The organism is Flavipsychrobacter stenotrophus, assembly GCF_002954265.1.
Taxonomy (GTDB): Bacteria; Bacteroidota; Bacteroidia; order Chitinophagales; family Chitinophagaceae; genus Flavipsychrobacter; species Flavipsychrobacter stenotrophus.
The window spans coordinates 33,632-50,554 of the sequence record NZ_PPSL01000008.1; the positions used below are offsets into that span (position 1 = coordinate 33,632).

General features: G+C 44.5%; 9 protein-coding genes. 6 read left to right on the top strand and 3 right to left on the bottom strand.

The features are described 5' to 3' along the window. The first annotated feature begins 132 nt into the window (after nt 1–132). The 4 genes from CJD36_RS20920 to CJD36_RS23345 all read left to right on the top strand — a co-directional run bounded on the left by CJD36_RS20920 (nt 133) and on the right by CJD36_RS23345 (nt 13,380). Nucleotides 133–6,720 carry a type I polyketide synthase gene (locus tag CJD36_RS20920; protein ID WP_105041164.1) on the top strand — a complete coding sequence of 2,196 codons (6,588 nt, stop codon included), beginning with the start codon at nt 133–135 and terminating at the stop codon, nt 6,718–6,720. Between the two features lie 18 nt (nt 6,721–6,738). Then, entirely contained in the window at nt 6,739–12,009 is a 5,271-nt protein-coding gene (locus CJD36_RS20925) for a non-ribosomal peptide synthetase (RefSeq protein WP_105041165.1), read from the top strand. Nucleotides 12,010–12,194: 185 nt separating this feature from the next. After that, the gene (locus CJD36_RS23540) at nt 12,195–13,085 is read left to right on the top strand and encodes a GNAT family N-acetyltransferase (protein WP_205685666.1); all 891 of its coding nucleotides are present in this window, start codon (nt 12,195–12,197) and stop codon (nt 13,083–13,085) included. A gap of 157 nt (nt 13,086–13,242) precedes the next feature. Next, nucleotides 13,243–13,380 (top strand): hypothetical protein, encoded by a 138-nt coding sequence (locus tag CJD36_RS23345; RefSeq protein WP_161499405.1) that lies wholly within the window; start codon nt 13,243–13,245, stop codon nt 13,378–13,380. A 19-nt stretch (nt 13,381–13,399) separates the two neighbouring features. On the opposite strand, the gene CJD36_RS20940 is transcribed toward CJD36_RS23345, so the two are convergent. Then, complete coding sequence (locus CJD36_RS20940) at nt 13,400–13,750, bottom strand: hypothetical protein (RefSeq protein ID WP_145959418.1); 351 nt, start codon at nt 13,748–13,750, stop codon at nt 13,400–13,402. Between the two features lie 174 nt (nt 13,751–13,924). Then, nucleotides 13,925–14,800 carry a sigma-70 family RNA polymerase sigma factor gene (locus CJD36_RS20945; RefSeq protein ID WP_240609400.1) on the bottom strand — a complete coding sequence of 292 codons (876 nt, stop codon included), beginning with the start codon at nt 14,798–14,800 and terminating at the stop codon, nt 13,925–13,927. 247 nt (nt 14,801–15,047) lie between these two features. On the opposite strand from CJD36_RS20945, the gene CJD36_RS20950 reads away from it, so the two are divergent. Then, nucleotides 15,048–15,431, top strand: a complete 384-nt coding sequence (locus CJD36_RS20950; protein ID WP_105041168.1) for an START-like domain-containing protein — start codon at nt 15,048–15,050, stop codon at nt 15,429–15,431. 150 nt (nt 15,432–15,581) lie between these two features. Here the strand turns inward: CJD36_RS20950 and CJD36_RS20955 are convergent, their stop codons facing one another. Continuing rightward, complete coding sequence (locus CJD36_RS20955) at nt 15,582–16,055, bottom strand: Dps family protein (protein ID WP_105041169.1); 474 nt, start codon at nt 16,053–16,055, stop codon at nt 15,582–15,584. Between the two features lie 244 nt (nt 16,056–16,299). Between CJD36_RS20955 and rdgB the strand changes: the two genes are divergently transcribed. After that, the gene (gene rdgB / locus CJD36_RS20960; protein WP_105041170.1) at nt 16,300–16,884 is read left to right on the top strand and encodes an RdgB/HAM1 family non-canonical purine NTP pyrophosphatase; all 585 of its coding nucleotides are present in this window, start codon (nt 16,300–16,302) and stop codon (nt 16,882–16,884) included. Nucleotides 16,885–16,923: the final 39 nt, after the last annotated feature.

Consider the following 16,923-nt stretch of genomic DNA (forward strand, 5'->3'; position numbering starts at 1 on the left):
CTTTTAAGAAGAATTGTACATTTCGCTATGAAAGTTTCGGTGGATGGTTTATCTTAGAGGTTGTACACAATGTTTTCGTTTAAATAGGTAACTATTAACGATTTATTACTTCATATAATATTTGGTCGTTACATGATCAATGCGAATACACTAGTAGAAATATTTTCTCAGCAGGCATCTTTGAATCCCGGAAGACTAGCGCTGAAAATGGGTGAGGAAGAGCTTACCTATGGCGAACTGGATGAGATCAGCAATAGTCTGGCCAACTATTTCCGAAGCAGGGGAGTAATACCAGGTACACTAGTCCCTATCTGCCTGCAACGACCATTTGATATAGTTATTGGTATATGGGGCATATTAAAGGCCGGTGCTGCATATGTGCCGATAGATCCTGAGTTTCCTGTAGATCGCATCAGCTTTATGATCGAAGATACAGGTGCAAAGCTGGTGGTATCTGATAGTTATTCCACAAGATTTCTGGAAGCTGCTGCAGGTATAGATATTGTGTTTGCAGATAATCATTGGGCCATTATAGCAGATGAATCGGCAAAAAATCCTGAGGTAGCAATTACCAAAGATGACCTTGCTTATATAATCTACACATCGGGATCTACCGGTAAGCCTAAAGGAGTATTGATCGAACATAAGTCGGCAGTCGATTACCTGTATGGCCTGTTTAGCAAGTTGCCTTACAATACCTGTACATCGTTTGCATTAGGCGTTTCATTTGCCGCCGATTCGGTCATTACACATTTGTTTGGGTCTGTATTGGCGGGAGGAGAACTGCATGTATTCCTGAAAGAGGATTATAATAACGTAGAATATGTGCATGCTTACTTTAAGGAGTATGGGATAGATTGTCTTAAAGCGGTGCCAAGTCATTGGAAGTCGCTTTCATTGAATGGTGCGGAGTTGTTACCGAGAAAGGTGTTGATGTTTGGCGGCGAGGCACTGTACACAGCCATGGTGCAGGATATATTGCCGCAGTCTGCACGCGGGTGCATCATGTTGAATCACTATGGCCCTACTGAAACCACTGTGGGACAGTTAATACAGATCATAGACGAGAAACGGGAATATGGTCACACAATACCGATAGGGAAGACATTTACAGATGCGAAGGTTTATATACTGGATGAGCAGGGCACTGAAGTAGAGAAGGGTGCAATAGGCGAATTGTTCATCAGCGGTACTTGCGTAGCAAGAGGGTATTTGAACAGACCGGAACTAACAGAACAAAGATTTGTACCTAATAAATTCAGTAACGACAGTGCAGCACGTATGTACAGGACAGGCGACCTGGTGTGTATGCTGCCCGATGGTGATATAGAGTTCCTTGGGCGTATAGATGATCAGGTAAAAATAAGAGGATACCGCATAGAGCTGGGTGAAATAGAGAATGTGTTGCAAAAGGCGCCTGGAGTAAAGCAATGTGTAGTACTGGCTACTGAAGGAGCAAGCGGTGAAAAGAGATTAGTGGGTTATGTGGTTTGTCCGGGTGGTTACGACAAAGAGGCCATACTGAACTATGTGGGTGAGCAATTGCCGGTATTTATGGTGCCGCAACTGTTGGTGCATATGGAAGAGTTCCCATTCTTTCCAAATGGTAAGGTAGATAAAAAGGCGCTACCCAATCCCGATGCTTCTAGCTTGTTGACTAACGCCTATTATGCGCCGGTAAGTAAAACGGAAAAAATATTATCTGATATATGGAAAGAAGTATTGGGTGTAGAGCGCGCCGGAGCTGATGATAATTTCTTTGAACTGGGCGGATCATCGTTGCTGGCACAAAAGTCGGTAGCGCTATTAAAGACCAGGCATAACCTGCTGTTGCCTATTGTAAAGCTGTATCAATTTCCAAAGATAAAAGACCTGGCGGTGTTCCTTGATGGAAAGACCGTGGCCAGAAAGACGAAGACCGTTTCAAAAAAATCAACTGCCGATGTAGCCGTGATAGGCATGTCGGGCAGGTTCCCGGGAGCGGATTCTATTGAAGAGTTGTGGGAGGTATTGAAGCATGGTAAAGAAACAACAACATTTTTTAAGGATAGCGAGTTACATCCAAGTATTCCCTCGTCGCTTCGGGATAATCCGAACTATGTAAAGGCTAAAGGAATAGTACGAGATGCCAAAGGATTTGATGCAGGCTTCTTTGGTATACCGCCAAAGCAGGCTGAATTGATGGATCCGCAGCAAAGGATATTTCTTGAAATTGCATGGGAAGCCTTGGAGCGGGCAGGATATGCTCCGGGCCAATATGAAGGAGCGGTGGGTGTATTTGCCGGGGTGCGATTCAATAGTTACTATGCGCATAATGTGCAACCGAATGTAGAATTGGTAGGGAATATCGGCGATTTCCAGGTAACAACCTTGAATGATAAGGACTATGTGGCCAGCCGTACAGCTTATTCGCTGAACCTGAAAGGACCTGCGGTAAATGTACAATCTGCATGTTCTACATCATTGGTCGCCATTGCACAGGCTGCTGAAAGCATCCGCAACGGGCAATGTGAAATGGCACTGGCAGGTGGGGCAAATATTACCACGCCTATCAATTCTGGTCACCTATATAATGAAGGGGCAATATTGAGTGTCGATGGACATTGTCAGCCATTTGATGCTGCAGCAACCGGTACAGTATTTAGTGATGGTGCCGGAGTTGTGGTATTGAAGAATATGAATGATGCCTTGAGAGACGGCGATACTATCTATGCCGTAATAAAAGGTATAGGTATGAGCAATGATGGAGGTGGTAAGGGTAGCTTTACTGCGCCAAGTGCTGAAGGGCAGGCGGCGGCTATAATGATGGCTATGGAAAATGCCGGAGTTAGCGCATCTGAAATTGGTTACATAGAAGCCCATGGCACTGCAACGCCATTGGGCGACCCTATAGAAATTGAAGGGCTGAATATAGCCTTTGGAGCACAGACCCAAAAACAATACTGTGCAATTGGTTCCGCAAAGAGCAACTTTGGTCACCTGACCACGGCAGCAGGTGTAGCCGGTTTTATTAAGGCGTGTCTGTCATTGCATCACAAGCAATTGTTGCCATCTATTAACTACCACAATCCTAATCCGCATATAGATTTTGAGGAAAGTCCGTTTTTTGTAAATACAAGTCTTACAGATTGGGAGACAGATAAGACAAGGATAGCGGGCGTGAGCTCATTTGGTGTGGGTGGCACTAACGCGCATTTAATACTGGCTGAAGCCACTACTACAGTTGCGCCAAGTGGTGCATCTCGTGGTGCACAACTATTGTGCTGGTCGGCCAGATCAGAGAACAGCCTCGATGGTTATGGCGATAAGTTGGCAGCCTATATTTCAGATAGTGCCGCTGAAGGTTTGGCGGATATAGCTTACACGTTACATACCTCAAGAGAGAATTTTGATCATAGGAGATTTGTAGTGGCTACTGACAGCGCAGATTTTTTGGAACAGTATAATAATAAGAGTCAGTTTAGTGCTAATACAAAACAGATAAAAGACAAAGCCAAGAACCTGGTGTTCATGTTCCCTGGTCAGGGAGACCAGTATGTGAACATGTGCAAGTCGTTATATGAGTCGGAGGAAGTATTCAGGCAGGCAATGGATGAATGCGCTGAATTGCTGCGGAAAGAGCTGAAGGAGAATATTCTGGATGTTATCTACCCGGCGGTGGTTAACGATGAGGCAACAGAGAAGATAAATAACACAGCATATAGTCAGCCTGCCCTGTTTACAATAGGGTATGCACTCGCTAAACTTTGGATGAGCTGGGGTATTTGCCCTACAGCATTTGTAGGACATAGTATCGGTGAGTTTGTGGCGGCTTACTTCTCAGGAGTTTTCTCGCTCAACGATGCATTGAGGTTGATAGCCAGGCGAGGCAAGATGATGGGCGACCTGCCGCGGGGAAGTATGCTGTCTGTAAGACTGGCGGAGGAGGGAATACAACCATATCTTTCTGAAGAAATAGCTTTGGCCGCTGCCAATAGTCCGCAGCTAACAGTTGTTGCCGGTAGTTTCGATGCGATAAGTGAATTGAGCGAAACACTCAATGGCAATGGTGTGCTGAACAGGATACTGTCCACCAGCCACGCATTTCATTCGCACATGATGGAGCCGGTGGTTGAGCCATTTGCCGAGTTTGTGAAAACAATTCCACTTAATGCGCCATTCATACCTATCATGTCGAGTGTAACCGGAGCCTGGATGAAGCCTGAAGATGCGACAGATCCGGGATACTGGGCAAGGCACCTGCGGTCTACAGTGCAGTTTGGCAAGGCAATACAAGGGTTGCTGGATGAGTCTTATTCTCTTTTCCTGGAACTTGGGCCGGGCAAGTCTGTAACCACGCTGGCGCGCCAACAGGCAGCGGGTAAATCCATTTCAGTTATATCTTCAATTGAAAAAGACGAGGCAACACAGTCTTCTCAAATATCAGTAGTGAAAGCGCTGGGCCAGCTATGGCTTAATGGTGCCGAAGCTGACTGGAGCAGTTATTACCAGAAAGAACAAAGAAGGAAAGTACTTATTCCTACTTACGCATTTAACAAGCAAGACTGTTGGGTAGAGGCACCTGTGCAGCAAGCAATTGTTTATGCACAGCCGGTTTATCAGCACGCAACAGTAACACCTAATAATTCACTAACAAGTAATGAACTTGTGCCAATGGCAAGGAAACCACAATTAATAGAAAAAGTAAAGAATATACTCGAAGATGCATCAGGCATAGAGATGGCTGGCGCAACACCCGAGATGACATTTATAGAGCTTGGGCTTGATTCCTTGTTGCTTACACAGGTGGCATTGATGGTAAAGAAGCAGTTCAATCTGCCGGTTACTTTCAGGCAACTGAATGAAGACCTCGGTACAATAGACTTGCTTACAGATTATCTGGATGCTAAACTGCCGGCTGAAGTTTTGCAGACTCCTGTTGCAGTTGCGCCTGCGCAAAGCCAGCAAGCATTTGCTATGCCTGTAGTTAGTGGCGCGCCAATGCCTGTAAATGCAACGGCGCTTGATCTCATTAGCCAACAGATACAATTACTGGCTATGCAGGTGTCGCTGATGCAGGGTGGGCAGATGCCGGCAGTGCAAAGTAATGCAGCTCCAATAACTGCCGTGCCTCAAGCTGGCAAACCTCAACTAACAGTACTGCCTGAATTAAGTGCGGAAGAAGCGGCTGAGATCAAGAAGCCATTTGGTGCGGTGGCGCGTATTGAGAAACACTCTGCCGATTTGAATGATGCCCAGAAGAAATACCTGGATGCATTTACTGCTAAGTACAATGAAAAAACAAAAGGTAGTAAAGCTTATACCCAACAACACAGGGCTAAGATGGCTGACCCGAGAGTGGTGTCGGGGTTCAGGCCTGCCACTAAGGAGTTGGTCTATTCGATAGTGATCAAAAAATCGAAGGGTAGCCGCTTGTGGGACATTGATGGCAATGAGTATCTGGATGCATTGAATGGCTTTGGTTCAAACATGTTGGGATACCAACATGATGTTTTGAAGGACGCATTGATAGCGCAGGTAGAGAAGGGGTATGAGATCGGTCCGCAGCATGAGCTGGCGGGTGAGGTGTGTGACCTGGTGTGTGAGTTTACAGGGTTCGATCGTGCTGCGCTATGCAATACAGGTTCTGAAGCGGTGCTGGGTGCAATGCGTATAGCCAGGACGGTTACCGGTCGCTCCATTATCGCTGCATTTGCCGGGTCTTACCATGGTATAACCGATGAGGTGATAGCCCGTGGCAGTAAAAAACTAAAGACCTATCCAGCAGCGCCGGGAATTATGCCGGAAGCAGTCCAGAATATGCTGATACTCGATTATGGCACTGATGAAACTTTACGGATAATTGAAGAGCGCGGACATGAGATTGCCGCTGTATTGGTAGAACCGGTGCAAAGCAGGCGATGCGATTTTCAGCCTATAGAGTTTTTGAAGAAGTTAAGGACAATTACAAAGGCATCGAAGACAGTACTCGTTTTTGATGAAGTGATCTCTGGCTTCCGTTTCCATCCGGGCGGAGTACAGGCTATGTTTGGCATAAAGGCCGACTTGGGTACTTACGGTAAAGTAGTTGGCGGTGGTTTGTCTATAGGTGTTATTGCAGGAGAAAGGCAATTCATGGATTGCCTCGACGGTGGTATGTGGCAGTTTGGTGATGACTCTATTCCTGAAATAGGGGTTACCTATTTTGCCGGCACATTTGTACGCCATCCGTTGGTGTTAGCTACCGCAAAGGCTTCGCTGCTATACTTTAAGAAAATGGGTCCTCAGCTACAGGAAGGATTGAATGCTAAGGGATTGTACATGGCTACTTCACTTAACGGGATATGCCGTAGATTGAAGGTGCCGGTATTTGTAGTCCAGTTCGGATCGTTGTGGCGCATGAGGTTCCTGGAGGAGTATCCGTATATGGAATTGTTCTTTACACTCATGCGGTATAAGGGCATACACATACAAGAGGGCTTCCCTTGCTTTATGACAGAGGCGCATACCGAGGCTGATATGAAGCATATGATCACCTGCTTTGAAGATAGCATGAAGGAACTAAAAGAAGCAGGGCTGATACCGGATTATCACCATGAAGGAGGTGACGAAAACAAAGATTTGAACACGCCACCTGTACCTGGTGCGCGATTGGGAAAAGATAAAGAAGGCAATGCCGCATGGTTTGTGAAAGACGATAATAATCCGGGTAAGTACCTGCAGGTTGCCACTACTCACTAATACGATACTACTTAATCTATGATCAGTTTTATACCGGTTGATTTTGATCCTTTCGAAGAGGAAAGGGTCATAGAAAAGATAACATTTACTAATGAGCCTCAACGCGAGATATGGCTTTCCTGCATCATTGGCGGTGCAGAGGCCAACCTATCCTATAATGAATCGGTGTCTTTAAAGATCGAGGGAGATCTTCACTTTGGATCTTTACGAAAAGCTGTCACTAATCTGGTATTGCGCCATGAGGCTTTGAGAGCAACTGTCAGCCCCAATGGCGAGCAGCTGATCATCTACAAGGATCTGCCGGTTGATCTGGATCTCATGGATATTTCTATGATGGGCATCGAAGATGCAATGGCAGTATTCCAGTCATTTCTGAAAAAGGAAATGAACGAGTTGTTAGACATTCAGGAAGGTCCATTATTTAAAATGTTCCTGCACAAAACCGGGAATGAAGAGTACTACCTCACAATAATCAAACATCATATTATAGGCGACGGCTGGTCTACGGGTATTATGCTCGAAGACCTGAGCCGCATGTACAATGCCTACACAAAGGGCGAACAGATCACCCTGGCGCCTGCATCGCAGATCAGCGATTACGCCTCTGCTCAGTTGGCGTTCAAACTAACAAAGGCATATAAAGACACCGAAAACTATTGGCTGAATTTATACAAGGGCGATGTGCCTGTTGTTGATGTGCCTACAGACAGGGTACGGCCAGCCGGCAAAACATATAAGGGGCACAGAATAGACCATCCGATAACAAAGCAGATGGCTGACCAATTGAAGTCGGTAGGAGCGAAGCAAGGTGCCAGCCTGGTAACTACATTGCTTGCAGCCTTTGAGGTGTTACTCTATAAAATTACCCGTCAGGATGACCTCGTAGTGGGTCTGCCTGCATCCGGACAAGCAGCAACAGGCCTCACCAATGTAGTGGGGCACTGTGTGAATTTACTGCCGCTACGAACTTATATCGATACTGCATTACCATTTACGGGTTACCTGAAAAGGCGCAAGTCAGAAGTGCTGGATGCATATGATCATCAACGACTTACGTTCGGTGAACTCATCAAGAAGTTATATATAGCCAGAGACCCTTCGCGTATACCGCTGGTGCCGGTCATGTTTAATATAGACATGGGTATGGATAACTCCGTTGCTTTTGATGGGTTGAAATTTAAGTTGATCAGTAATCCGCGTGACTACGAAACCTTTGAGATTTATCTTAACGCTACCGGATCTAAGGATGGTATTATTATGGAGTGGTCTTATAACACCGACCTCTTCGATGCTGATACGATCAATGCGTTCAATGATAGCTACGAGGGAATCTTAAATCAGATCATTGATACACCTGCTACCACAATTGGAGAGCTTGCGGGCGAAGAAGAAGATAACTATGAGCGTTCTACAGACGAAGTAGCTGTAGAAACGTCTGAAGCAGTAGTTGCGGTTGAGGCTACCGCAAATGATGTTTACATAGCTCCTGATGTTACACTAATAAAACTACTGGAGGAAGCAGTTATACAATATGCAGATAAACCTGCGGTAAGATTTAAGACGGTACCGCTCACCTACAAGCAACTCAATGAGAAGGCAGATCAGTTGTCTACATTGCTGATGCAAAAGGGTATTGGTAAAGGAGATATTGTTGCCATATCATTAGACAGGTCGGTAGAAATGCTGGTTTGCTTATTGGGCGTGCTAAAGGCTGGCGCAACTTATCTGCCATTGGATCCTGAATATCCTTTGGATAGAACAAGGTTTATGCTCATCGATTCAGGCGCCAGGTTACTCATCACAGCAAAGGAGTACAAGTATAAATTTCTGGGCACTACTAAAGAACTGATCATAGATGAGGTTTGGGCAAGCTTGGGCATATACATCAGGCAGAAACCAAAGCACGAAATTAATGGCAGCGATATAGCCTATGTACTGTACACATCAGGGTCTACCGGCCAACCCAAAGGGGTTAAGATCACACATACTAATCTGGCCAACTTCCTGCTGAGCATGCAGTCGAAGCCCGGAATAACGGAGCATGATAGGTTACTGGCCATTACATCCATATCATTTGACATTGCCGGACTTGAATTGTATCTGCCACTGATATCAGGCGCTACCCTGGTGTTAGCTGAGACCGATGCTACTAAAGATGGCCGACTACTGCTGTACCTGCTCGAAAAGGAAAAGATCACCATGATGCAGGCCACACCGTCTAGCTGGCAGATGTTACTGGATGCTGAATGGCAACAGAAATTTCCGTTAAAGATGTTATCGGGTGGGGAAGCACTGCCTGGCGACCTTGCAGAGAAATTGCTTGCGCGTGGCAGTGAGTTGTGGAATATGTACGGTCCTACAGAGACAACCATCTGGTCTACATTAAGAAATATACAGGCGGGTGATAAACAAATAACTATCGGGTTACCTATCAACAATACTACTGTTTATGTTATGGATGAACAGGGTAAGCCAGTTCGAGCCGGCAAAGCAGGGGAGCTTTATATTGGGGGAATGGGCGTTGCAGATGGCTACCTCAACAGGCCTGAACTTACTGAGGAGAAATTTGTACCGGATACTTTTTCTAACATACCAGATGCAAAATTGTATCGTACCGGCGACCTTGTAAAAATGTTGCCTGACGGACAGTTGGTTTGTCTGGGCCGTATTGACCACCAGGTAAAGATCAGAGGACATAGAATAGAGTTGGGCGAAATTGAAACGATCGCTACGAAGCAGCCTGGTATTAAGCAGGCAGTGGTCGTGGCTCGCGAGGATGTGCCCAACGACAAGCGCATAGTAGCTTACGTAACGCTTAATGACAAACAGGATAATGCTGGCAACCCATCATGGAAAGACAGATGGGATACACTCTATGAAACAGGTGCAGAGAATAAGCAGAACGAATCGGGGGATTCATCTAATATAGATGGTACACTGTTGGAAAGCCTGGAGAATAGCGAAGAGCTAACGCAGCAATTGGCGGAATGGTTGCACACCTCTGTTGCCAGAATAAAAGAACTCAAGGCGAAAAGGATCTATGAAATAGGCAGTGGCGCTGGTCAGGTTATGTTTGAGTTGGCTGATGGCATTGACTACTACATGGCTACCGACTATGCACAGGCAGCTATTAATAATATTAGCAGCCGTCTGGCAGCCGATGATGAAAGATGGAAACATGTAAAGGCGGGTGTTGCTGCGGCCGATGATTTTTCCGCAATTGGTAGTACGCAGCTGGATCTTGTGCTGATTAACAGCGTTGCCCAATACTTCCCTAACACCGACTACATGATCAATGTGGTCAGGCAGGCGATTAATCGCCTTGGGCAGGGTGGTTGTCTGTTTATAGGTGATATGCAGGGCAAGAATTCGCTGGAAATGTACCATGCTATGGACCATTTTCCGCGTGCAGCCGATGCTACTACACTAAGGCAGTTTAATGAAGTAGTTGAAAACAGAATGAGGATAGAGGAAGAGTTTGTAGCAGACCCGGCGTTCTTCTACCTGCTGCCTCAACTCATTCCGCAAATTACCGGCGTAGATGTACAGCTGAGGAAAGGACAGTCTGTCAATGAAACGACCAAGTATCACTATGATGTCTGGTTGCATGTTGGGATGCCTGTAGATGTTGTAAAGCCGGTTGTGAGCAAACTATGGCAAGATTTGACTACTGTAGTACAGGTTGAAGCAATGTTGCAGGCAAACGGTGGAAAGGTAACCGAGATAAAGCATGTGGTCAATTCAAGGACAGTAAGAGACCATAAGTTGTTGCAGTTATTACACTCTGCTAATCCTGGTACTAAGGTCAATGACATAAGGGCTGAAGTAGAGAATGCCGTAAACGGAGTACACCCTGATGTTTTCTGGGCGCTTGGAGATAAACATGGTTTTAAGGCGCATGTACGGTGGACTACAGATGGCACTGATGGCATGTATGATGTGGTGTTTGTGCCGGTTGCAGATAAATTGATGGTGCCGGCATATACAATTGAAGGGGATGAAGGTGATATTCATGACTTTGCCAGAACGCCGATTGTAAATAATGAGGTACGAGTACCGCAGGAACTCATTGAAACATGGAAGCATAAGCTGAATGAAGTTCTGCCTGCTTACATGGTGCCCGATGAATTTATTGTATTGCAGAAATTCCCGCTTACGCCAAACGCTAAGATAGATAGAAAGGCATTGCCGAAGCCGCAGGGTAGGAAGGCGCAGGAGCATGGCGCTAAAAGAACAACGCTGACAGCGAATGAACAGATAGTATCAGACATATGGCAGGATATTCTTGGGTTACAGGACCTGGACCCGGCAGATGATTTCTTTCAATTGGGCGGACACTCGCTGCTGGCAGTTAAGGTGATGGTGTCAATTGAAAAGAAAACGGGTAAGCGTTTGCCGATAGCTACTTTGTTTAATAATGCAACAATTGAAAAACTGGCAGCCCAGCTATCTGACGAAAAGCCTGCCGAGGTTTGGGATTCGTTAGTGCCTATAAGAACCACAGGAACCAAGGTGCCGATATTCCTGGTACATGGTGGTGGCATGAACGTGTTATTGTTTAAGTCCGTAGTGGAGTACTTTGATGCAGATCAGCCTGTATATGGCATTCAGGCATTGGGCTTTAATCAAAAGACAGATGTACCGACTACCATACAGGCCATAGCTAAAAGGTATGTACAGGAGATTGTAAAAGCCTACCCATCGGGTCCATATGCATTGGCCGGCTACTCACTGGGGGGCTTCCTCGCGTTTGAAATAGCCAGGCAACTTAAGGCTATGGATAAGGTAGTATCATTCCTGGGCGTAATGGATACCTATGCCGGCAATAATATGTATGTACCGAGCAAGACTTCGCGAACAGTAAAGAAGATAGCCAGGCAGTTCAATAAGATACCATTTTATACTAAATCGTTTATTGATAATCCTAAGGAAGCACTGGAGTACCAGCTATTGACAGTGCAAAGAAGGTTGCAAAAGGTACAGACCGATGGACCGCTTATCCCTGAGGATACTTTTAATGAGTATGAAGCAGCTATATACAAGAAGTATAGCGATGCGCTCGATAACTATGTATTGACGCCGTTGGATATCAAGATCGTCCTGTTCAGGGTAAAGAAGAGAGTATATTTCTTAGATGACCTGGTGACCCTTGGTTGGGATAAGTTCGCATTGATGGGAGTGAACGTGTATGAAGTTCCCGGAGATCACAAAACCTTCCTGTTTCCGCCTAACAGCAATGAGTTTGCAAAGGTGATGCAACAGGCATTAGCAAAGGAGACTAAGAAGTAAGCCCGCGATCAGACAACTTTTTAGAAAGTTGTCTGATCCTATAGGTATGTTGCAGAGTAGCTTATTTCAGATAGAGATATGGGGTGAATTCAGGGGTGATTTGACGTAGCAAGATCGCAACTGTGCCTCCTGCTCAAAACCGGCTCTGATTTATTTATAAATTTGAGCAACAACCTTTTCTCTTCATGCAAAACAATTATACAACCGAGCGGCTTATACTCAGTAAGCTGCATATTAGTGATGCGCCCTTTATCTATGAGCTTGTCAATACACAGGGCTGGATTCAGTTTATTGGCGACAGAAATGTAAAGAACCTTACAGATGCAGAAGGTTATGTGCAGCGGATAAACGACAATCCTAATGTTACCTATTGGGTGGTACGCACTAAGGCAGAAGATGTGCCGATTGGCCTGATCACATTGATAAAACGCGACTACCTGGAGCATAGCGATATTGGCTTTGCATTTTTGCCGGAACATGCGGGCAAAGGGTATGCATATGAAGGAGCCATAGCTGTGTTGAGGGATCTTGCGAACGACCCTGCCCATACCCACTTCGTAGCGATAATTGTTGGTGATAATACTAATTCCATAAAACTATCAGAAAAACTGGGCTTAAGGTTTAGCCATGAATTTGAGCGGGACGGCGAAACATTGAGCCAGTATAGAGTGTCGGCAGATAAAGTCCACATCGATCATTTGGTGGAGCATTTCTTTGATGTGTTTACTAATGTTGGTGGCCGTCAACCGAATCTGGATGCTATACACCATCTGTGTTTACTACAGGCCATTATCGTCAAAAAGATTGGCAATGAAGAGACCGTATATGACCTGGAAGGATTTATAGAGCCGCGGAGAACGATACTTACAGATGGTACACTTACTGAGTTTAAGGAATGGGAAGTAAGCGAAGAGACGAAGATAATAGGGCAACTTGCACAGCGACATTCTGCATACAAAAAGAGCGGCAGGATGAACGGACAGAACTTTGAAGGTGCAGGTAATAAGATGTTCCAGTTTATAAAGACTACAGATGGCTGGAGGATATGCTCTGTGATTTGGGAGGATGAGGGGTAGGGTACTGTTATTGATTTTAAATTTGATAGTCATGTAATGATGCCGAAGGTATCAGATGTCAATAGCAATATGCGGTCTATTTTGGAAACGATGCCGAAGGTATCGGATGTTTTCTGTTGAATTGTAATTCAAAAACAAGCGCAGCATATGCAACGCTATGGTGCTGCCCTGCGATGCAGAACCACTATTGGGTTGTATTCCGCTGGAGGATATGGATGTACTGATCCATCCGCTCAGGCAGGAATTGATCGTTAATCCTGACCATCCTTATTTTGCGCAGATGAAAATAATGTAGAGTTTATAGGAAGCAGCATCTACTCATTGTCCAGCCAATGCCAAAAAGATACGTTGTCACGTAACTCTTTTCCCTCCAGTACATCATCAGGGAAGCTAATAAGGTCGCTTGGAGCACAATTGCCATCAATGCAGCCAAGTATAAAATCTATATCCGTGTCCAGTGGAGTTCCTGATTCGGCTAAACCTTTTTCGTCATATATATTCCATACTTCCATTATGAAAGCATAGCCGAAACGTCTGTCCCAGTTGTATTTCGAAAATTCTTCCAGAAAGTGATTTTTTAAATAAAGTGGTTCTTTCGCTCGTTTTTCATCATAGTTTTCAATCCAAAGTTCAGCATCTTTCATCACCATGGAATAATATCCCATGCTTCTAAACTGTTCTCTGCATTTTTGCGCCCTATTTGTCATTTTTATCTCTTTAATCGCTATGTACTCTCTTACATAAGCTGGCCTTTGCACGTACCTCTTCTAATTCTTTAAAAACAAAACCCGCACTTTAAAAGTACGGGTTTGTAATATAAATAGGATGTGTGTTATTGATTAATTACCCAGGTAAGTCTTCAGTAACTGGCAGCGGCTGGCCGTGCGCAGTTTGGTGATGGCTTTGTCCTTTATCTGCCTTACGCGTTCGCGGGTAAGAGAGAATTTGTCACCTATATCTTCAAGGCTCATTGGGTTGGCTACACCTATACCGAAGTACAGCTTAATAACGTCTCTCTGGCGGTCTGTAAGGGTGCTTAACGACCTTTCTATCTCGCAGCGGAGTGATTCGCCATGGTACAGCTCTGCATCGGCTGCTACGGAGTTAGGATTTTCCAGTATATCCAGCAGGCTATTGTCTTCGCTGTCTACAAATGGTGCATCTACCGATACGTGGCGGGCAGCTACGCCCAGTGTTGTTTCTACTTCCTCTGTACCTATATCCAGCAGTTCTGCCAATTCTTCGGTCGATGGTTCCCGCTCAAACTCCTGTTCCAGCTGAGAGTATGCTTTGCTTATTTTGTTAGAAAGTCCTACTTTATTGAGTGGCAGACGAACGATACGTGATTGTTCGGCAAGTGCTTGTAAAATTGACTGGCGGATCCACCAAACTGCGTAAGAGATAAATTTAAAGCCTCGTGTCTCATCAAATCGTTGTGCTGCCTTTATTAATCCTAGATTTCCTTCATTGATCAGGTCACTTAAAGAAAGTCCCTGGTTCTGATATTGTTTAGCCACAGATACTACGAAACGTAAATTGGCTTTTGTGAGTTTTTCAAGAGCGCGTTGATCGCCCTGTTTGATCTTAATGGCTAGCTGAACTTCTTCTTCAGGCGTTATCAGGTCTACTTTGCCTATTTCCTGTAAATACTTCTCAAGAGACTGGCTTTCACGATTGGTAATTGACTTCGTGATCTTTAGCTGACGCATGGACATTGGCAGAGAGTTGAGTGGTTAGAGATAAACTCAGAGGTTAATGAAAATCAAACAAATAGTGGTGTTTACTACAGCAAATCTAAGGTTCTTAACAATCCAACCCAAAAAAAATTATGATTGTATTAACGAACTCAATACAATATCCAATGATTTCATTTAAAAATATCTATTGAAATGACGAATAAAATTTTGTTTGTAACTTCCTTTTTTTATTATTGCACTCTAAGAAATAAGTGAACAGTCTGTAATGAGTAAGAAGAAAATAATGTATTCGGTAGAATTTCCCATTCGTTGCTCCCCGGGAATCTTGTTTGAGTTTTTGTCAACGCCCGTAGGTTTGCAGGAGTGGTTTGCCGATAGAGTGGATCAGAAGGATCAGAAATTTTTCTTTACATGGAACGGATCGACCGAATGGGCTGAAGTTTTGGAAAATGTTGAGAATGAATTTATTAGATATCGTTGGGAGTATTATCCAAGCGATGAGTTCTTTGAGTTCAGTATCGAACAGAGCCCGGTAACCAGCGAAACAATATTAAGAATAACAGATTTTGCTGATAAAGGTGATATTAAAGACCAGGAGCAACTATGGAGCTCTCAGATCAGCGATCTGAAGCACCGTATTGGTGCATAATTTGACAGTTCGGCAATTTGACAATTAGTCAATGTGCGATGTCCATCTAGGCAGTGATCAACTTTTAATAATTAAAGGCTGAGTAGTCGCGACTACTCAGCCTTTTTGTTTTATATACAATTGGCTAATTGCCTCATTGTCAGATTGAATTTATTTCATAAACGCGCTATACATCCACACCAATTTTTCCTGCTGTTTTATGTAGTCGCTCATCAGTGAGTTGGTGCCCTCGTCATTAGCATCGGCCGACATAGACAGAATTTCACGCTCCAGAGTCAGCAATGTGCTGAATGAATCCAGAACAATGCCTACGGCTTCTTTGCCTTTAGATACATTGGTCACTTCTTTTATCTCAGATGTTTTTACGTAGTCGCTGAAAGAGTGCAGGGGAGTATGACCCAGCGTAAGGATACGTTCTGCTATCTCATCTACCTTAAGCAATGCATCGGTATACAATTCTTCAAATTTCAGGTGCAGCTCAAAGAACTTATCTCCTGTAATATTCCAGTGAAAGCCACGTGCGTTAATGTAAAATAACTGGTAGTTGCTTAGCAGGTTGTTGAGTTTGTCTGCCAGTTGTTTGCCCTGTTTTTCGTCCAGTCCTATTTGGTTTTTCTTAGCCATGGTGTGTGTTTGTTTTGTGTGGCAAAGGTATGCCGTCGCATTCCCTCGCCTTATTGGCTTTTACGATAGTACAATGTGAAAAATAAATATTTCAGTAGCTAAACCGGACTATTGTAGCAAGGATCGTGTGATTATAAAAGCGAGTCTATAATTACTGTACAATTCCCCCAATAAATATTTCGCAAGGACATTGAGTCATTGAGCAATTAAGCCATTGAGCCATTATGATAAGTATCTTTGCCCCATGGAACTGGTCATTGCATCTAACAACAAGGGGAAGATAAGAGAGATAAAACCGCTCATTGAAGGGATAGAAGTTTTATCGCTTCAAGATGTTGGTTTTACCGATGATATCGCGGAACCATTTCACACTTTCGAGCAGAATGCCCTGGCAAAAGCATCGGCAATTAATGCGTTTACAAAGAAGAATACATTTGCTGATGATAGTGGTATTTGCGTGAATGCTCTTAATGGAGAACCTGGAGTAGACAGTGCACACTATTCCGGCACGCGAGATGATGAACAGAATTTGCAAAAAGTGCTGAAGGAACTACAGGGCGCAGATGACCGCACTGCCTTCTATAAGGCTGTTATCTGCCTTATATGGGAGGATGAGGTCTATTACTTCGAGGGAGTATGCGAGGGGCGCATCATAGAGGAAAAGAGGGGAGAAGGCGGGTTTGGTTATGATCCCATATTTGTACCCGATGGTTACGATCAGACATTTGCCGAACTGCCGCTCGATATAAAGAACACGATCAGTCATAGAGGCAAGGCAGTAAAGAAGATGGTCGAGTTTTTGAATGCGAAAATACCTGCAAGCGCGTAGACGCATAATTGCGTCTCCAGAGCGGGTGAGACAGCATAT

Bases quoted from the DNA above. Each gene is read 5' to 3' on its own strand.
- CJD36_RS23540 (WP_205685666.1), top strand. From the start codon at position 12,195: ATGCAAAACAATTATACAACCGAGCGGCTTATACTCAGTAAGCTGCAT.
- CJD36_RS20945 (WP_240609400.1), bottom strand. From the start codon at position 14,800: ATGTCCATGCGTCAGCTAAAGATCACGAAGTCAATTACCAATCGTGAA.
- CJD36_RS20950 (WP_105041168.1), top strand. From the start codon at position 15,048: ATGAGTAAGAAGAAAATAATGTATTCGGTAGAATTTCCCATTCGTTGC.
- rdgB (WP_105041170.1), top strand. From the start codon at position 16,300: ATGGAACTGGTCATTGCATCTAACAACAAGGGGAAGATAAGAGAGATA.
- CJD36_RS20940 (WP_145959418.1), bottom strand. From the start codon at position 13,750: ATGGGATATTATTCCATGGTGATGAAAGATGCTGAACTTTGGATTGAA.
- CJD36_RS20955 (WP_105041169.1), bottom strand. From the start codon at position 16,055: ATGGCTAAGAAAAACCAAATAGGACTGGACGAAAAACAGGGCAAACAA.
- CJD36_RS20920 (WP_105041164.1), top strand. From the start codon at position 133: ATGATCAATGCGAATACACTAGTAGAAATATTTTCTCAGCAGGCATCT.
- CJD36_RS23345 (WP_161499405.1), top strand. From the start codon at position 13,243: ATGGTGCTGCCCTGCGATGCAGAACCACTATTGGGTTGTATTCCGCTG.
- CJD36_RS20925 (WP_105041165.1), top strand. From the start codon at position 6,739: ATGATCAGTTTTATACCGGTTGATTTTGATCCTTTCGAAGAGGAAAGG.